Consider the following 18249-nt stretch of genomic DNA (forward strand, 5'->3'; position numbering starts at 1 on the left):
CCTCAGGGGCAGCACGGCCGTCCCTGGTAGCTTGCTGCGGGCGTTCGGGCCGCGCGGCCCGGCCCACCGGCTACGGCTTGCTACTGCTCGTTGCTACTGCTTGGGAGCTACCAGTGACTTCGGCGACCTTCACGCGTCCCTCTCGCACGGTGTCGCGCCGGCCGGTGCGGATCGCCGCGGCGGCCGTGGGGCTGGCGGGCGCGCTCGTGCTGACCGCGTGCAGCAGCGGCGGCGACTCCGACGACGACGCCTCGTCCAGCCCCTCCTCCTCGGCGACCTCCACCGCGGACACCGGCGGCGGCACCGGCGGGTCGACGACCGCGTCCGACAGCCTGCAGGGCAGCTGGCTCGCCACGACCGACGGCAAGGCCGTCGCGCTGGTCATCAACGGCAAGCAGGCCGGGCTCTTCTCCACCGGCGGGGCCGTGTGCAGCGGGACCGCGGGCAAGGAGGCCGGCATGCAGATGCTCCACCTCACCTGCACGGACGGCAGCAAGGCCCGGGCGACGGGCATGGTCGACTCCGTGACCAAGAGCTCGCTGAAGATCACCTGGTCCGGCAGCACCGGCAAGGAGACGTACACCAGGTCGGAGGGCGGGACGCTGCCGTCAGGACTGCCCACGGCCAGCCTGGGGTCGTGACCCCCGACTCCCGAAGCCCGGGATCGTATGTCCCAAGGCCTTGAGTCGTACCTTTCCGGGGCGCCGACGAGTTGGTGGGGGCAGGCAACCGCTTCATGGGTCGGTGCGTGATGATCCATGCACGCGATCACCGGCGTCCCGCCCGCCCCAGAGCACCAGAGGAACCACCACATGCGCGCCATCCCGATCACCGTCGCCGCCCTCTCCGCTGCCCTTCTCCTCACCGCCTGCGACGACAACGGCGGTGACAGCGGCGGCGGCAAGAGCAAGGCCGGCGACGCCTGCACGCTCGACGGCGTCGGCGTGCAGGTCGCGGCGAGCGCCGCGCCGGCCGCCGGGGACACCGGCAACGTCACCGTCACGATCACCAATCGCGGCACCAAGTGCACCGTGAACGGCTTCCCCGGCGTCGACCTCAACGCCGGCGACACCTCGGCCAAGGTCCCGGCCGACAAGGCGGCGAAGGCCCAGAAGCTGACCCTCGCCAAGGACGCGACCGCCTCCTTCACGATCACCTACGTGCGCGGCGCGGCGGGCGGCAAGAAGAGCCTCCCGGTGAAGACCGCGAAGTTCAGCCTGCCCGGCTCCACCGCCGACCACAGCTTCACGTGGTCGTACGGCGAGGTCGCCCTCAAGGGCGACGCGGGCGAGCCGAACGCCTCGGTGACCGCCTTCGCGCAGGCCGGCGACTGACGCACGGGCGGCTCATGGGAGCCGCGGCCGGGCTCCCACCCGGGCCCGGTCCGCCGCCTCCGCGCCCTGTGTCCAGCCCGCCTCGTCGGTCACACCGCGCAGGCGCGTGGTCGTCGTCTGCGGGAACATGCGGTCCGTGTGCGCCGTGACGGCGACCTCGCGGGTGGCCAGGACCGGGAGCAGATCGTCGGTCACCTGCGTCTCGGCGGCGGCCGCGAGGCGGGTGCCTATGCGGTGGGCGTAGGCCGCGAAGAAGGACTGCCGGAAGGTCTTGGTGCGCTTGCGGCCGCCCGCCCGCTGGGCCGCCTCGGCCTTCGTCATCGCGTGCGTGGCCTGCACGAGGAGCGAGGTGTAGAGCAGCTCGACGGCCTCCAGGTCGGCCTCGAAGCCGACGACCGTGGAGAAGCCCAGCGGTTCGTTCCACACGGCCCGGCAGTGGTTGGCGGTGGCGACCGCGTCCAGCAGAACCGCCTTGGCCTGCTCGTACGGCGCCTCGACGCCGATCCGGCAGGCGCCGGGGGTGTCGGGAGAGGGCGCCTGCGCCGCGAGCAGCGCCTCGTCGATGCTGTGCCGGGCCGACAGCTCCTGCGCCTTGGCCGTGAGCGCCTCCGCCTCCTCCGGGAATCCGGTCGCCTCCGCCTTGGCGAGCAGCGCGCGGATGCGGGTGAGCATGCGGGACTCGGGCCTGGGGTGACGGGTGGCCGTGGGCTCGTGGTCTTCGAGGGGTTCCAGGGTCGGCAGGCGCAGCAGCAGGCGGTACAGCTCCAGGACCGTGGTCGCGTGCGTGAAGCGGTCGGTGCGGGACGGGGTGTCGGCGGCCTCGGCGGCCTGCTCGGCGAGTTCGTCCAGCTGAGCGCGCCAGCGGGGGCCGCGCGGACAGTCGTCCGGCAGCTGCGCGCCGATCAGCGCCGATGCCAGTCGTACGTGTATGTCGTCCAGCTCGCGCCGCACGATCCGTACGACGTCGGCGGGCTGCCAGCCGCGCCGCCAGGCCGCCGCCACGAACTCCCGGCCGTGGCAGGCGAGTTCGGCGTCCGCGGCCGGGTCCGCGGCCAGCAGGGACGCGCCCGTGTCGAGGGCGGTGTCGGTCTCGGCGTACAGGGCGGCCCGGAAGGCGCGTTCGACGGTGCTGGACGTAGAGCTGCTCACTCGGTCGATCGTGCCACGCGGCACTGACAACCGGGTCAGCCGTGGATCAGGGGCTCAGACACTGGCCCTCAGGGCCAGCGTCCGGTCGAGGGCGTCGGGGGCCGGGCAGGGAACGTCGGGGAGGACGCCGGTGCCCTCCCAGTTGGTGCCGGAGACCGGGTTGATCGAGCGGCCGACGGGGATGGTGGCCTCCAGGTTCGGGTGGACGGTCCAGCCCTCGCGCGGGTGGGCGCCGCCGCGGGTGGTCTCCCCCACGACGGTCGCGCGGCCCTGCTGCTGGAGGTCGTAGGCCAGTTCCTCGGCGGCGGAGAAGGTGCGGGGGCCGGTGAGGACGTAGACCGGCTTGGTGCCGCCGAAACGGGCGCCGGGGACGTGCGGCAGGGTCCAGGACTGGTCGTAGCGGTCGCCCACGCGCGCGTACATGGTGTTGAGGTGGGTGTGCTCGTCCAGCAGGTAGCTGCAGACGAAGGCGACGGTGTCCGGGTCGCCGCCGCGATTGGCCCGCAGGTCCAGGATCAGCGCGTCGGCGCGGGCGACCAGGGTGAGCGCGGCGGCGAGCGGCTCGGCCGACCAGGCCAGCGGGAAGAGGGCCGGGGCGAGTTCGAGCAGGGCTGTTCCGCCGTCCAGCAACTCGACCCGGGGCACGCCGCCGAGGGAAGCGTCGAAGTCGCGGCGCATCTCGGCCGCCGCGGCCTCGCCCCGGCCCTGCGGCACCCGGCCGGGGTGGTACTTGAGGCGCAGGTGCAGGTCGCCGTTGACCGACTGCAGATCCGCGGTGACCAGGCCGCCGAGCTCCTCGGCGCTCTCCACGTCGTACGCCCCCTCCGCCAGACGCCGGCGCAGCAGCGCGGCCAGCTGTTCGGCGACGTCCGGGAAGACGTAGTGCTCGGTGAGGAGCCGGGCCGTCTCGTCGACGACTGCCGGAACGTCCGTGACGGGGGCGGGAGTCGAGGACGGGGCGGGGGCTGCGGAGGAGCTCGTTGTCAGCGCGGTCGTCGTCATGGCAGCTGAGTCAACCACCGTCCGCCCACGCCTCACATGGCATTTTCCCGGACTCGTCTCACACCCCGAAACTCGGTCGCTCCTCTTCCCGGTGAGTTGAAGCATGGCCGCATGGTGGACATGTCCTTGTACGCGGCGTACCTCGTCACCGCTTTCGCGCTCTGCATCACTCCCGGCCCCGACATGATGTTCATCGTTGCGATGGGTGGACGGGGAGGACCCACGGCAGGGGTGCTGGCGGCCCTCGGCACCGCCTGCGCGATGCTCGTGCACACGGCCGCCGCGGCGCTCGGCCTCTCGGCGCTGTTCACGACGCTTCCGACGCTCTATCACGTCCTGCGATGGGCGGGCGCGGCCTATCTGCTGTACCTGGCGGTCAAGGCGTTCCGCGACCGCGGGACGCCGGTCGGGGAGGACGCCGCACCCGCCGGGCCCGGTCGGCGGCGCGCCTTCTGGCAGGGAGCCCTCACCAACCTGCTCAACCCCAAGGCGATCCTTTTCAGCATCTCCTTCCTGCCGCAGTTCGTGAATCCCGAACTGGGGCACGTGCCCGGCCAGTTCATGGTCCTCGGCGTGACGATCGTCGTGATGGGCTTCGTCGTCGAGGGAGCCATCGGCCTGCTCTCCGGGAAGCTCTCCGCGCTGCTGCGCCGCAGCCGGCGGGTGGCGCGCGGGCTGAACATCTTCAGCGGGACGGTGTTCACGGGGCTGGCGGTACGGCTGGCGGCCTCGCCGAAGTAGGCACGCGCGCGTGAGGGCATTTCGACTGTCAACCCGGGGTTGACGGGCAATTGCTGTCAACCTACGGTTGACACATGTCGACGAACCCGACCACGTCATCCGTACGCCTCGACGACCTCATCGCGGCGATCAAGAAGGTTCACACCGAACCCCTCGACCAGCTCCAGGACGCGGTGATCGCCGCCGATCACCTCGGCGAGGTGGCCGACCACCTGATCGGCCACTTCGTGGACCAGGCCCGCCGCTCCGGGGCCTCCTGGACGGACATCGGCCAGAGCATGGGCGTCACCCGGCAGGCCGCGCAGAAGCGGTTCGTGCCGAAGGAGTCGACCGCCCTCGACCCGAACCAGGGCTTCGGCCGCTACACCCTGCGGGCCCGCAACGTGGTGATGACCGCGCACAACGAGGCCAAGGCAGGTCCCCACACCGAGGTCGTGCCCGCGCACCTGGTCCTCGGTCTGCTCGCCGAACCGGAGGGCCTGGCCGCCAAGGCGATCGCCGCACAGGGCGTCTCCCACGACGCGGTGCGGGAGGCAGCGGCCGCCGCGCTCCCGCCCGCAGCCGAGGAGGCCCCGGAGCTCGTCCCGTACGCCTCCGACGCGAAGAAGGTCCTGGAACTCACCTTCCGCGAGGCCCTCCGCCTCGGCCACAACTACGTCGGCACCGAGCACATCCTGCTGGCCCTGCTGGAGTTCGAGCACGGCTCGGGAGTGCTGTCCGGCCTCGGCATCGAGAAGGGACCGATCGAGACCGAGCTCGCCAAGGCTCTGGAGAAGTACCTGCAGGCGCCGCCCGAGCCGAGCTGAGGCCGTTGTCGCAGGCCGTTGTCAGACCCGCCTGCCACACTCGCAGTCATGACCGACCGCTGGGCACTCGCCCCGGCCGAGGACGGTGGCGTGGAGCTCGCCCCCCTCGGTCCGGACGGGCTGCTCGCCGGGCCGGTCCTGTGGGAGCCCGACCTCGCGACGGCCGTGCGGGCCCGGCCGGAGGTCGCGCGATGGGTGTGGCGGTCCACGGCCGAGGTGTATCCGCGTCTGCTCGCCACGGGGGTGCGAGTGGAGCGGTGCTACGACATCGAGGACGCCGAGACCCTCCTGCTCGGCCACGAGGGGCGGTACGGCGAGCCCCGCTCGGCGGCCGCCGCCCTGGCCCGGCTGCGCGGCGGCCCCGTACCGCCCGACCCGCCCCAGCGCTCCGCCGAACCGGGCGCGCAGTCCCCGCTCTTCGAACCGCAGACCGTCCATGTGCCGCTGCCCGACCTGGTCGAGGTGTACGCCGAGCAGCAGCGCCGGCACGACGCCACCCCGCACCCCGACCGGATGCGGCTGCTGACCGCGGCCGAGTCGGCGGGGATGCTGGTCGCCGCCGAGATGAACCGCGCCGGGCTGCCCTGGAGCGCCGAGGTCCACCGCCAGGTGCTGCACGAGCTGCTCGGCGAGCGGTACGCGGGCGGTGGCGAGCCCCGGCGCCTGGCCGAGCTCGCGGACGAGGTGTCCGCCGCGTTCGGCCGCCGGGTGCGCCCCGATCTGCCCGCGGACGTCATCAAGGCGTTCGCGCAGGCCGGGATCAAGGTCAAGTCGACCCGGCGCTGGGAGATCGAGTCCGTCGACCACCCGGCCGTGAAGCCGCTGGTCGAGTACAAGAAGCTGTACCGCATCTGGGTCGCCCACGGCTGGTCCTGGCTGCAGGACTGGGTGCGTGACGGGCGGTTCAGGCCCGAGTTCATGGCGCACGGCACGGTCACGGGCCGCTGGGTCACCAACGGCGGGGGCGCCCTGCAGATCCCCAAGGTCATCCGGCGCGCGGTGGTCGCCGATCCCGGCTGGCGGCTCGTGGTCGCGGATGCCGACCAGATGGAGCCGCGCGTGCTGGCGGCCATCTCCCGCGACCCGGGGCTGGTGGAGGTGGCCGGCCGCGAGACCGACCTCTACCAGTCCGTCTCCGACCGGGCCTTCTCCGGCGACCGCGCCCAGGCCAAGCTCGCCGTGCTCGGCGCGGTCTACGGTCAGACCTCCGGCGACGGCCTGAAGAACCTCGCCGCGCTCAGACGCCGCTTCCCCAAGGCGGTGGCGTACGTCGACGACGCGGCGCGCGCCGGCGAGGAGGGGCGGCTCGTGCGGACCTGGCTGGGGCGGACCTGCCCGCCCGCGGCCGGAGCGGGCGACGACGCCTCCGAGGAGGCCGGCATCCCCCAGGACGAACCGGCCGAGGCCCCCGCCGGCACCGAGTGGGTGCCGGGCTACGCCTCCACGAACACCCGCGCCCGCGGCCGCTTCGCCCGCAACTTCGTCGTCCAGGGCAGCGCCGCCGACTGGGCCCTGCTGCTGCTCGCCGCACTCCGCCAGGCCTGCGCGGGCATGGCGGCCGAGTTGGTCTTCTTCCAGCACGACGAGGTGATCGTGCACTGCCCCGAGGAGGAGGCGGAGGCCGTCGTGACGGCGATCCGGGAGTCGGCTGAGCTGGCCGGACGACTGACGTTCGGTGAGACGCCGGTGCGGTTTCCGTTCACTACGGCGGTGGTGGAGTGTTACGCGGACGCGAAATGAGAGGTGGAAGGCGGTAGTTGACCTGTCGGCCGTTGCCCGGGCACGTGGCGATCAGCGGGCGTTCGTCTCGGTCAGCAGCTCCCTCAGCTCCGTCACCACGGCCTTCTCGTCCGTCCCGTCCAGCGCCTCGAGCGCCTTGCGCCACTCTTCGTACGCCTCCGTCGCGCGCCCGCGCTCCCGCAGCAGCAGCCCGTGCTGGTGGCGGGCGAGGCCGCCCGTGTAGCGGTCGGCGCGGGCGTCGGCGCGGCTGAGCAGTTCGGCGCATTCGCTGCCGGCCCGTTCCGTACGGCCGAGCAGGCGCAGTGCCCGCACCAGTCCCAGCCGGGTCTGCGACTCGCCGTGCCAGTCGCCGTGGCCGCCGAGAATGCGCAGGCTCTCCTCGAAGTGCGGCAGGGCGGCGGCCGGTTCACCGAGGGTGAGATGGGCGTAGCCGATGTTGCAGTGCGCGGAGTGCTGCACGATCACGGCGCCGATCTCGTCCCCGATGGCGAGCGAGCGCCGGTGCTGCTCGATCGCGGCCCGCGGGTCGGTGTGCTCGTACAGGTTGCCGAGGTGGCTGTGGGTCACGGCCTCGCCGTGCGGGTCGTTCAACTGCCGTGAGTACTCCAGGCTCTGACGCAGGGCACGGCCGGACTCCTCGTAACGGCCGAGTCCTTCGAGCAGCAGCCCGCGGTTGTTGAGGCAGCGTCGCATCCAGGAGACGCGGTCGAGCCGCAGCCAGATCGTCAGCGCCCGGTCGTTGAGGGCGAGGGCCTCGCCCTGCCGTCCGGTCAGGAAGTGCAGGCCGGCGAGGTCGCCGAGCGCATACGCCTCGGCCGCCTCGTCACCGAGCCGTCGCGCCACGCGCAGGGCGGCCAGGCCGAGCACCTCCATCTCGGCGACGCGACCGCTGCGCTGCACATAGGGGAAGAAGAGGCGGACGAGTGCCGAGACCCGGGCGGCCCTGCGGTCGTCGGCGTCGTCGGCGTACCGCTCCACCATCGTGACGACGTTCTCCAGCTCCGTGTCGCCCCAGGCGAAGGCCTGTTCGGCGGACTCGAAGAAGGGCAGGGCAGCGACCTCCGCCGCGTGGTCCGGCGGCTGGGCCGCGGTCGGGCGGCGGCGGTCGTCCTGGTCGAGGCCGGGTTCGACGATCGCGGTGAGGGCGCGCTCGGCGACGGCGGCGTACCAGCGCAGTGCGGACTCGTCGATGTCGGTGTCGGCGGCGCCGCCCGCGAGTTCGTGGGCGAAGTCGCGGACCAGGTCGTGGGGTGCGTAGCGGCCGTAGGCGGTCTCCTCCAGGAGGGCCACGTCCACGAGCCGGTCCAGCGCGGCCTCGGCCCGCCGTGCGTCGGTGCCGGTGAGGCGGGCGATCAGGGGCGCGCCGTACACGGGCAGGTCGAGCGCACCGACGCCGCGCAGCGCGAGCGCCGCATCCCGGTCGGCCTCGCGCTCCGAGGCGGCGAGGGCGTCGTGCGCGACAGCCAGGGAGCGGCGCACGCTCAGGTCGTCGTACTCCAGGTGGTGCAACCGCCCCTCGGTGGCGGCCAGTTGACCGGCGAGCACGTCCGGGGTGAGGGCACGGCGCGCGGCGAGGCGGGCGGCGACGATGCGCAGGGCGAGCGGGAGACGGCCGGTGAGTTCGACGAGGGGGTGGGCCGCGTCGAGGCCGTCCCGGCCGGAGACGGCCCGTAGCAGCGCCGCGCTCTCCTCGCCGCTCAGCGGGGTGAGCGGGAAGCGCCGGGCGCCGTCCAGGGCGGTCAGCGGCGAGCGGCTGGTGACGATCACCGCACAGCCGGAGCCGGCCGGCAGCAGGGGCCGTACCTGCGCGGCGCTGGCGGCGTCGTCCAGCACCAGCAGCGTGCGGGTCGGCGCGAGCAGGGAGCGCAGCAACGCGGCGGCCGCGTACGGGTGTTCGGGGATGTGCCGGGGCTCGGTGCCGAGGTCGCGGAGCAGCGCGGTGAGAGCCTGGGCGGAGGACAGCGGGGTCATGCCGGGGGTGGCGCCGTGCAGGTTGACGTAGAGCTGACCGTCGGGGAAACGTTCCCGCAGCTCATGGGCGACGTGCAGGGCGAGGGCGCTCTTGCCCACGCCGGCCATGCCGCTGATGACGGCCACCGCGGGAGTCCGGCCGGGCTCGAGGGTGCTGCGGAGGTCGTCGAGGGTGGAGGTGCGACCCGTGAAGTGGGCGGGGGGCGGGGGCAGTTGGGCGGGCCGGGGTGGTTGCGGGACGGCAGGCGCGGGGTCGTCCGTGCTGCCGCGCGGGGTGTCGTCCTCGCGCGTGGCACCTGGGTCCGCGGTGCCGGCGAGCACCTCGACGTGCGCGTCCCGCACCGCCTGACCCGGTTCGATGCCGAGCTCCTCGACCAGGTGGGTGCGCAGATCGCGGTGGACGGCCAGCGCCTCGGCCTGGCGGCCGGTGCGGTGCAGGGCGAGCATCAGCTGGCGGTGGTAGGCCTCCCGCAGCGGATACTCGGCGGCCAGCGCCGCCAACTCCGGTACGAGACCGTCCAGCCGGGCACCGTCGACGGCCAGCTCGGCGTCGTAGCGCCACTCCAGGAGGAGCAGGCGTGCCTCCCGCAGACGCGACACGAACGCGTACCCGCCCAGTTCAGCGGGCAGCCCGCTCAACGGCGAGCCCCGCCACAGCGCGAGCGCGGAGGCGCACTCGCGCACGACCCGCTCCCAGTTGCGGGCCGCGTACGCCCCGCGCGCCGCGGCGAGATGCAGCTCGAAGACATGGACGTCCAGCTCGCCCTGCTCGACCCGCAGCACATAACCGGGCGGCACCGCCCGCAGCCGTTCGGGATCGTCGAGCAGCCGCCGCAGCCGGGCCACGTGGTTGTGCAGCGAGGCCTGCGCGGAGGCGGGCGGCGAGCCGCCCCACAGCGCGTCCTTGAGCGACTCCACGGAGACGATGCGCCCGGCCTCGAGCAGCAGGGCGGCGAGCAGGGCACGGACCTTGGGACTGCCGACGGCTTTGACGTCGACGCTTCCCAGGGCGTCCACGTCCTCGACGGCGTCGCCGTGGACGTCGTACAGGACCGGCGGCCCCAGCAGTCCGAACCGCAGCCCGCGCCGCCTCACGCCGCCCACTGCCTTCCCGCGTCCTGGCGGATTCCCGCCCTCGTCACATTGGTTTCCCGCCACCCACTCCACGACGGTCCCCGGCGGAATCCCGCTACCGTTCCGGCAGTCCGACGAGGCCACCAGCGACTTCACGCCAGTCGGCCGACGCCGGAACGGAGAACCGTTGGCCACATGTTAGCGATCCGTTGGCGTGACCTGATGTGATCACTTCATCGGATCTGGCCCGGGGGCGCGCGCGTACGACGCGCAACTCGGGGGAGTGTCGCCGCCGCGGCCGGATCCGGGGGACGTCAGAGGGTCCCGGTCGGCGGAGGTGAACGACCGGGACCCTCGTCCCCTCTTCGAGACCCGTTGGCTCCGAGGCCGTTCTCCTGCAGACCTGTTGGCTCTGATTCTGTTCAGATGACGGGTGGCCGGCCCAGCCGCGAGAGCCGCCAGACGGTCCGCCAGCGCATGGGGTACCGCTCGCCGGCCGGCTCCTTCAGCCCTTCCACGAATCCGCCGAACCAGGCGCGCAGCCCGGCCCGCGACCGGGTCCGCAGAAGCGTGAGCAGCGTCCAGATCCCCAGGTGTACGGGGATGAGGACGAGGGGCAGCCGGCGCCGCACCAGCCAGACCCGGTTCCGGGCGTTCACCCGGTAGTAGATGGCGTGCCGGGCGGGCGAGGTCTTCGGGTGCTGGAGCAGCAGTTCGGGCGCGTACAGGATCCGCCAGCCCGCGTCGGCGGCCCGCCAGGCCAGATCGGTCTCCTCGTGGGCGAAGAAGAACTCGGCGGGCCAGTCCCCGATCTCGTCGAGCATGGCGGTACGGAAGGCGTGCCCGCCGCCGAGGAACCCGGTGACGTACCCGCCGCGCATGGGGTCGGAGGCGCCGACCCGGGGCACGTGCCGCTGCTGCGTCTCCCCGTGCTCGTCGGCGATCCGGAATCCGACGATGCCGAGCCGCGGGTCGGCGGCGAACAGATCGCGTACGCGGCTGAGCACTTCGGCGTCGACGAGCAGCCCGTCGTCGTCCAGCTCCACTACGACATCTGCGTCCCCGAACTCCCGCAGCTTGCGGAGCGCGACGTTCCGGCCGCCGGGGCAGCCGAGGTTCTCGTCGAGTTCGAGGAGGGTGACCTCGCCCGGCAGCGACAGCCGCTCGGCGAAGTCGGGCAGCGGGCAGCCGTTTCCGACGATCACGATCCGTGCGGGGGCGAAGTCCTGCTTGGCCACGGACTCCAGCAGCGCGTCGACCTCGGCGGGCCGGTTCCCCATGGTCACCACGGCGACGGCGATCCTCGGCGCCCCCTGGTCTCCCATGCCCTCACCTCATCCCGGCCGCCGACAACATCGGCCGCGATGCTAGCCGTTCACGGTAAGGACTTCTTAAGTACGCCGATTCTTGGGTCAGGCGTGTCGGTTGATACGACGGTTCTCCTTGCGCCGTACGAACTTCAGCCCCGACCAGTCCTCCCCCAGCGCGGCGACCTTCACGTCGACGACACCGAGCGGCAGGAACAGCTCGCGCAGATCGTTCTCGGCGATGTCACTGACGTGCCCGGCGGCCTTGCGCGGCCAGGCGATCCAGAGCATGGCGTCGTCGGCGAGGTCGGTGACGAGGTCCGGGGCCTCGGCGGCGAGGTCGGCGTGAGCCCGGTAGAAGGCGACGGTGACGTCGGCACCGCGCGGGCCGTCGGATGCGAGATCGACGCCGTCGGGGAGGCCGGGGATGTCGAAGGCTTCCGGGGCGTGCCGGAGCGCGACGCGGTGGCCCGGCTTGATGCCGATCTTCTTGGCGAGAGGAGTACCGGAGTACCCGGCACCGGCAGCCGCGGATCCACTCATGTCCCGCCTCCACTCAACACAGAACCCCAGGTCAGTATCTTCCTGACCTGGGGTCTCAGTGGAGCCGCCTTCGGGATTCGAACCCGAGACCTACGCATTACGAGTGCGTTGCTCTGGCCATCTGAGCTAAGGCGGCGCGCCGTCCGCACCATGGTGCGATCAGCAACGTCGGTAAGTCTACACAGTTTCCGGGGGTGCTCCGTACCGGCCCCGGGCTCGGGGAGCGCGGGGCCGGTGGTGGGGCTATGAGCAGCGCTTTCCCCTCGTCGGAGGGGTTCCGTGGAGCAGGTAGGCGTCGATCGTGGAGTCGATGCAGCGGCTGCCGCGGCCGTAGGCGGTGTGGCCGTCGCCCTGGTAGGTGAGGAGGCGGGCCGAGGAGAGCTGGCGGGACAGGGACTGGGCCCAGCGGTACGGGGTCGCCGGGTCGCGGGTGGTGCCGACCACGACGATCGGGGCCGCGCCCTTCGCCTCGATGCGATGCGGGGCGCCGGTGGGCTTCACCGGCCAGTACGCGCAGTTCAGCGAGGCCCAGGCGAGGCCGCTGCCGAAGACCGGGGACGCCTTCTCGAACTCGGGGAGGGCCTTCTCCACCTGGTCGGGGCCGGAGAAGGCGGGCGGGAGGTCCAGGCAGTTCACGGCGGCGTTGGCGAACATCATGTTCGAGTAGCGTCCGTCGGCGCCGCGCTCGTAGTAGCTGTCGGAGAGGACGAGCAGGCCCGCCCCGTCGCGCTCCTTCATCGCCGAGGTCAGCGCCTCGCGCAGCTGCTCCCACGCACCCTCGTCGTACATCGCCGCGATCACACCGGTGGTGGCGAGGGACTCGTCGAGCTTGCGGCCGTCGGCGTCACCGGTGGGGACGGGGTGCGCGTCCACCTTCTTGAAGAAGGCGCTGAGGTTCCTGCCGACCTGGGCGGGTGTGGTGCCCTTGCCGCCCAGCGGGCAGTCCGCATGCCGCACGCAGTCCTTCGCGAAGGACTGGAACGCCGTCTCGAAGCCCGCCGTCTGATCCAGGTTCAGCCGGCGGGCGGACAGCGAGGGGTCCATCGCGCCGTCCAGCACCAGCCGTCCCACCCGCTCCGGGAACAGCCCGGCGTACGTCGACCCGAGGAACGTCCCGTACGACGCCCCCACATACGTCAGCTTCGCGTCTCCCAGCGCCGCCCGCAGGACGTCCATGTCCCGGGCGGCCTCGACGGTGGACACATGCCGCAGCAGCTGGGACGAGTGCGCCCCGCAGCCCTCGGCGAACCTCTTGTACGCGGCGACGAGTTGGCTCGTCTCCTGCCGGTCGTCCGGTGTGCTGTCCGTCTCCGTGTACGTGTCCATCTGCCGCCCGTCGAGGCATTCGACGGGCTCGCTGCGGGCGACTCCGCGCGGGTCGACGGCGACCATGTCGTAGCGGGCGCGGACCTGTGCCGGGTAGCCGATGCCGGCGTACTGCTGCAGGTAGCCGATCGCCGAGCCGCCCGGTCCGCCCGGGTTCACCAGCAGCGAGCCGAGCGGTTTGCCCTTGCCGATGGCCTTCTTGCGGGCGACGGCCAGCCGCACGTCCCCGGCGGCCGGTCTGGCGTAGTCGAGCGGCACCTTCATCGTGGCGCACTGGAAGCCGGGGACACCGCAGGTGCGCCAGCTCAGCTTCTGCCCGTAGTACGGCGCGAGGGTGGACGGTGTCGCCTGCGGCAGGGCGGCCAGCGCCGCCTCCACAGGGTTGTCGGCGGAACTCGCCGGACCTCCGGAGGAACAGGCGGAGACGAGCAGCAGGGCTGCGGCGAGGAGGGTGACGGCGGTTCGGGGACGGCAGGGACGGGAGCTGCGCCTGAGGTACATCAGGCGAGCGTAACTGTGCGCAGCGACCCGGTTGCCCTGCGTACACGCCGTGACTCGTACGAGTTACGAGTCACGGCGTCAACTTGCCGTTGGTCGCTGGGCGGACGGGTGAGCGCGGGTCGGTCAGCCCGCTCTGAGTGCCATCGTCATCGCCTCCACCGCGAGCAGCGGGGCCACATTGCGGTCGAGGGCCTCGCGGCAGGCGGCGATCGCCTCGATGCGACGCAGGGTGGACTCGGGGGAACTGCCGCGGGCGAGGCGCTCCAGGGTGTCCTCGGCGTCCGCGTTGGCGATGGCCACGCGGGAGCCGAGCTGGAGGGCGAGGACGTCGCGGTAGAAGCCGGTGAGGTCGGTCAGGGCGAGGTCGAGGCTGTCGCGCTGCGTGCGCGTCCTGCGCCGCTTCTGCTTGTCCTCCAGGTCCTTCATCACGCCCGCCGTGCCGCGCGGCATCCGGCCGCCCTGGGACGCGCCCATGGCCGCCTTCAGCTCCTCGGTCTCCTTGCCGTCCATCTCCTCGGCGAGCTGCTTGGCGTCCTCCGCGGCCGCGTCGACAAGCTCCTGCGCGGCCTTGAGCGCACTGCCGATCTCCTCGACCCGCAGCGGCAGCTTCAGCACGGCCGCGCGGCGCTCGCGGGCGGCCGGGTCGGTGGCCAGTCGGCGGGCCCGGTCGACGTGCCCCTGTGTGGCGCGGGCCGCGGCTTCGGCGACGGGCGGCTCGATGCCCTCCCGCCGTACGAGCATGTCGGCGACGGCCGCCACGGAGGGCGTCAGCAGGTTCAGGTGGCGGCAGCGGGAGCGGATGGTGGGCAGGACGTCCTCGAGGGAGGGGGCGCACAGCAGCCAGACCGTGCGCGGGGCAGGCTCCTCCACCGCCTTCAGGACAGCGTTGGCCGACTTCTCGTTCAGCCGCTCGGCGTCCTCGACGAGGATGATCTGCCAGCGGCCGTTCGCCGGCGAAGTGAACGACTTGCGGACGGTGTCCCGCATGTCGTCGGCGAGGATCTGCGTGCCGACGGCGGCCACCGTGGTGACGTCCGCGTGCGTACCGACCAGGGCCGTATGGCATCCGTCGCAGAACCCGCAGCCCGGCACTCCACCGAGCGCACGGTCGGGGCTGACGCACTGCAGCGCGGCTGCGAAGGCCCGCGCCGTCTGGGTCCGCCCGGCGCCGGGAGGGCCGGTGAAGAGCCACGCGTGCGTCATCTTCGACGCCTCGGGGGGCGGCGTGGCGGCGGTGGCCGCGGTGACGAGGGCATCGGCGTCCCGGGCAGCCCCGGCAAGCTGCTCGGCCACCTTCTCCTGGCCGACGAGGTCGTCCCAGACGGTCATGCGTCACCCCGCCCTTTCGTCATGGTTCGTGTTGCGGGACCCATTGTGCGGGGTGGCACTGACAACGGAGTGGGGGCGACCTGCGCACCCACCCCCACACGGCACGCCGTTCAGCTGCTCAACGAGGCTCAGCGCCCTCGACCCCGACGCCTTCCCCGCCCCGCGTCGTCGTCGTACTCGTCCTGATGCGGTCCGAGCAACTCATCCGCCAGCGACGGCAGATCGTCCAGCGGCGTCTCCTCGGCCCAGTCCGACCGGGCCCGCCGCCGCGGCGCGCCCTCCGCATCGACCTGAGGCATCTCCCGCGTACGGTCCTCGGCCCCTTCGGGCCGGGCGCCCCCCGCCTGCTCGTCCCGGAACAGCCCCGGCGGCACCCGATGCGCGGCGTCCTCGCCCCGCACGGGAGGCAGTACGGCGGTCTCGTCCTCGGCCCCCGATGTCACCGGCGGCAGCACGGCCGTCTCGTCGGCCGCACCCGGCACCACCGGAGGCAGCACCGCCGTCTCGTCCGTCGCCCCGGCGGGAGCCGGCGGCTGCGGCAGCTTCGTCGTCACCTCGGACTCGGACTCCCCGCGGGACCCCGCGCCGGCGTCACGCGCTCCGCCCCGCTTCTCCTCGCCCACGGCTCGCAGCACAGCCGTCTCCTCGACCGGCCCGCCCGACGCGTTCGTCGGCGTCACCACCGGCGTGGGCACAGTCGCCGCATCGGTCGGCACCGCAGGCGCCGCGGGCTGCTTGGGTCCCGCCTCCGCGGCCGCCGTGGCCTGCTCGGCGAGGCGCCGGGCCTCCTCGGCGCGCAGCAGGGCCTCCTCGGCCTTGCGCTGCTTCTCCAGGCGGCGTGCCTCGGCCTCGGCGTGCAGCCGGGCCTCTTCCTCGGCCTGCTTGCGGCGCCGCTCCTCCTCGGCCTTGCGGCGGGCCTCCTCCTCGGCGCGGACCTTCTCCTCCGCGAGGAGCCGTGCCTGCTCCTCCTCGGCGCGCCGGCGCGCGTCCTCGGCCCGCTGCCGGGCCTCCTCCGCCTGCCGCTCGGCCTCGCGACGCTGCGCCTCCTCCAGCTCGCGCCGCTTGCGCTCCTCCTCCTCGGCGCGCAGCTTGGCGAGCTGTTCCTGGCGCTCGCGCTCCAGCCGCTCCTCCTCGGCCTTCCGCGCGGCCTCCTCCTCGGCCTTGCGGCGGGCCTCCTCCTCGGCCTTCTTCCGCGCCTCCTCCTGGGCCTTCACCTCGGCCTCGGACAGCGGCAGCATCTGGTCGAGCCGGTGGCGTACGACGGTGGTGACGGACTCGGGCTCCTGGCCCGCGTCCACCACCAGGTACCGCCCGGGGTCGGCCGCGGCCAGCGTCAGGAAACCGGACCGCACGCGCGCGTGGAACTCGGCCGGCTCCGACTCCAGCCGGTCCGGCGCCTCGGTGAACCGCTCGCGGGCGATGTCCGGCGAGACGTCCAGCAGCACGGTCAGGTGCGGCACGAGGCCGTCCGTCGCCCAGCGGTTGATACGGGCGATCTCCGTCGGGGAGAGGTCACGGCCCGCCCCCTGGTAGGCCACGGAGGAGTCGATGTACCGGTCGGAGATCACCACGGCACCGCGCTCCAGCGCGGGCCTGACCACCGTGTCCACGTGCTCCGCACGGTCCGCCGCGTACAGCAGCGCCTCCGCCCGGTGGGACAGCCCCGCGCTCGACACGTCCAGCAGGATCGAGCGCAGCCGCTTGCCCACCGGCGTCGCCCCCGGCTCGCGCGTCAGCACGACCTCGTGGCCCTTGGCCCGGATCCACTCGGCGAGCGCCTCGGCCTGCGTGGACTTGCCGGCGCCGTCGCCGCCCTCCAGGGCGATGAAGAAGCCGCTCTCCGCGGGAGCCGTCACCGGGTCGTCGCCGCCGAGCAGCGCGTCCCGCAGGTCGTGCCGCAGCGGCACCCCGGAGCGGTCGTCGACCTTGGCCAGCACCAGCGCGGCCACCGGCAGCAGCAGCGCTCCGACCAGCATCAGCGTGAAGGCGGCGCCTCCGTGCGCGAACACGAACTTGCCGTTCTCCAGGCGGTGCGGCCCGATCCCCGCGGCCACCACCGGGGCGATCACCGCGCCGAGCGCCACGCACACGCGTACGACCGCGTGCAGGTGCTCCGTCGTGCGCGCCCGCCGGTAGTCCTCGGCCTCCTGGTCGAGCAGCGTGTGCCCGGTGTTGGCGGCCACGCCCGCGCCGACGCCGGCCAGCGCGACGATCAGCAGCACGGTGGTGACGTCCGGGACGAGCCCCGCGGCCAGCAGCGCGACGCCGGTGAAGGCGATCGCCAGCGCGAGCAGCCGGCGCCGCGACAGCGACACCAGAATCTTCGGCGCCGTACGGATGCCGACGACGACACCGCCGGTCAGCGCGAACACCAGCAGCCCGTACGTCACCGGGCCGCCGCCCAGGTCCTTGGCGTGCAGCACGCACACGGCGACGGCGGCCGAGATCGCACCGGCGACGGCCGCGGCGGCGAGCACCAGCAGCGGGATGGCTTCCGTGCGTCCCTTGTCGACGCCCGTGCCCGTCTTGGGGCGGCGCAGTCCCTCGAGCGGCGAACGCGCGCGCGGAGTGCGCGTGTCGGGCAGCTCCAGGAAGGTCACGACGGACAGGGACGCGGCGAACAGCCCGGCCGCCACGTACGAGGCGAGGGCGGCCTGGTGCTGCTCGAACCAGTCGATCCCGGCGCCCAGCAGGTTGTTGAGCAGCCCCGCGGCGACGAGCGCGGCGGCGGCCAGGGGGATCGCCACGAAGTTCGTACGCAGCGACAGGCGGCGCAGGGCGTCCATGTGGTCCGGCAGCGGCCGTACCGTCGCGCCCTCCAGGGGCGGGGCGGGCAGCAGCGCAGGCGCCGCGCTCTCGCGGCACACCGTCCAGAAGCGCTCGGCGACTCCGGTGACGAAGGCGCTGACCAGCAGGACGGCCAGCGCGTCGTCCGGCGTCCAGTCGATCCACAGCGGAGCGACGATCATCACCGCGACCCTCAGGCCGTCGGCGCCGACCATGGTCCAGCGCCGGTCGAGCGGGCCCTCCTGGGAGGTGAGCGAGGTGAGCGGTCCGAGGAGGACGGCCCCGAAGAGCAGCGTCGCCAGGATGCGCACCCCGAAAACGGTCGCCACTGCGAATGCCACGCCGCGATAGCCGCCGCCGAACGAGCCCTCGCCGATCGCCGCCTGCAGCGCGAGGAGCACCAGCACGAACAGGGCGAGGGCGTCGCCGACCCCGCCCACGAACTGTGCACTCCACAACCGCTTCAGCTGCGGACGGCGCAGCAGGGCGCGGACGGCTCGCTCGCGGGAGTCCGCGACAAGGGCGTCGTCGGGGGCCGGGTGGTGGGCCGTTGGCTGCTCCGCTCGCGTCATGCTTTCAGCCTATCGGGAGCGACTGACAACCCACGGCACGCGTCCGAACGTGCGCACGCCCCGACAC

General features: G+C 73.1%; 13 protein-coding genes and 1 tRNA gene. 5 read left to right on the forward strand and 9 right to left on the reverse strand.

Going from position 1 to position 18249, the window contains the following annotated elements; genetic code table 11:
• The first annotated feature begins 113 nt into the window (after positions 1 to 113).
• Both ACFY1L_RS50975 and ACFY1L_RS50980 read left to right on the forward strand, forming a co-directional pair.
• Positions 114 to 641 carry a hypothetical protein gene (locus tag ACFY1L_RS50975; RefSeq protein ID WP_388842059.1) on the forward strand — a complete coding sequence of 176 codons (528 nt, stop codon included), beginning with the start codon at positions 114 to 116 and terminating at the stop codon, positions 639 to 641.
• 171 nt (positions 642 to 812) lie between these two features.
• Positions 813 to 1334 carry a DUF4232 domain-containing protein gene (locus tag ACFY1L_RS50980; RefSeq protein WP_388842061.1) on the forward strand — a complete coding sequence of 174 codons (522 nt, stop codon included), beginning with the start codon at positions 813 to 815 and terminating at the stop codon, positions 1332 to 1334.
• Between the two features lie 12 nt (positions 1335 to 1346).
• Here the strand turns inward: ACFY1L_RS50980 and ACFY1L_RS50985 are convergent, their stop codons facing one another.
• Both ACFY1L_RS50985 and ACFY1L_RS50990 read right to left on the reverse strand, forming a co-directional pair.
• A complete protein-coding gene (locus ACFY1L_RS50985) occupies positions 1347 to 2483 on the reverse strand; it encodes a DUF2786 domain-containing protein (protein ID WP_388842063.1) in 1137 nt (378 codons plus the stop codon).
• Positions 2484 to 2537: 54 nt separating this feature from the next.
• Positions 2538 to 3485 carry a S41 family peptidase gene (locus ACFY1L_RS50990; protein ID WP_388842065.1) on the reverse strand — a complete coding sequence of 316 codons (948 nt, stop codon included), beginning with the start codon at positions 3483 to 3485 and terminating at the stop codon, positions 2538 to 2540.
• 111 nt (positions 3486 to 3596) lie between these two features.
• Here ACFY1L_RS50990 and ACFY1L_RS50995 point away from each other — a divergent pair, with 111 nt between their 5' ends.
• The 3 genes from ACFY1L_RS50995 (at position 3597) to ACFY1L_RS51005 (ending at position 6772) form a co-directional block, all read left to right on the forward strand.
• Positions 3597 to 4226 carry a LysE family translocator gene (locus ACFY1L_RS50995; protein ID WP_388842067.1) on the forward strand — a complete coding sequence of 210 codons (630 nt, stop codon included), beginning with the start codon at positions 3597 to 3599 and terminating at the stop codon, positions 4224 to 4226.
• A gap of 74 nt (positions 4227 to 4300) precedes the next feature.
• A complete protein-coding gene (locus tag ACFY1L_RS51000; protein WP_388842069.1) occupies positions 4301 to 5032 on the forward strand; it encodes a Clp protease N-terminal domain-containing protein in 732 nt (243 codons plus the stop codon).
• 48 nt (positions 5033 to 5080) lie between these two features.
• Positions 5081 to 6772, forward strand: coding sequence for a bifunctional 3'-5' exonuclease/DNA polymerase (locus ACFY1L_RS51005; RefSeq protein WP_388842071.1), 1692 nt, complete (start codon positions 5081 to 5083; stop codon positions 6770 to 6772).
• Positions 6773 to 6823: 51 nt separating this feature from the next.
• On the opposite strand, the gene ACFY1L_RS51010 is transcribed toward ACFY1L_RS51005, so the two are convergent.
• From ACFY1L_RS51010 to tmk, 7 genes are all read right to left on the reverse strand, one after another.
• Positions 6824 to 9838 carry a BTAD domain-containing putative transcriptional regulator gene (locus tag ACFY1L_RS51010; RefSeq protein ID WP_388842073.1) on the reverse strand — a complete coding sequence of 1005 codons (3015 nt, stop codon included), beginning with the start codon at positions 9836 to 9838 and terminating at the stop codon, positions 6824 to 6826.
• Positions 9839 to 10239: 401 nt separating this feature from the next.
• Positions 10240 to 11142: a glycosyltransferase family 2 protein gene (locus tag ACFY1L_RS51015; RefSeq protein ID WP_388842075.1), complete on the reverse strand. Its 903-nt coding sequence runs from the start codon at positions 11140 to 11142 to the stop codon at positions 10240 to 10242.
• An 87-nt stretch (positions 11143 to 11229) separates the two neighbouring features.
• Positions 11230 to 11667: a DUF3052 family protein gene (locus ACFY1L_RS51020; RefSeq protein WP_388842077.1), complete on the reverse strand. Its 438-nt coding sequence runs from the start codon at positions 11665 to 11667 to the stop codon at positions 11230 to 11232.
• 59 nt (positions 11668 to 11726) lie between these two features.
• Positions 11727 to 11803: transfer RNA gene (locus ACFY1L_RS51025), tRNA-Thr, on the reverse strand.
• A gap of 107 nt (positions 11804 to 11910) precedes the next feature.
• Positions 11911 to 13494 carry an alpha/beta hydrolase gene (locus ACFY1L_RS51030; protein WP_388842079.1) on the reverse strand — a complete coding sequence of 528 codons (1584 nt, stop codon included), beginning with the start codon at positions 13492 to 13494 and terminating at the stop codon, positions 11911 to 11913.
• Positions 13495 to 13617: 123 nt separating this feature from the next.
• Entirely contained in the window at positions 13618 to 14823 is a 1206-nt protein-coding gene (locus tag ACFY1L_RS51035) for a DNA polymerase III subunit delta' (protein ID WP_388842081.1), read from the reverse strand.
• Between the two features lie 128 nt (positions 14824 to 14951).
• Positions 14952 to 18182, reverse strand: coding sequence for a dTMP kinase (gene tmk, locus ACFY1L_RS51040; RefSeq protein ID WP_388842083.1), 3231 nt, complete (start codon positions 18180 to 18182; stop codon positions 14952 to 14954).
• Positions 18183 to 18249 lie beyond the last annotated feature (67 nt).

The organism is Streptomyces sp. NPDC001663 (genome assembly GCF_042893105.1).
Lineage (GTDB): Bacteria > Actinomycetota > Actinomycetes > Streptomycetales > Streptomycetaceae > Streptomyces.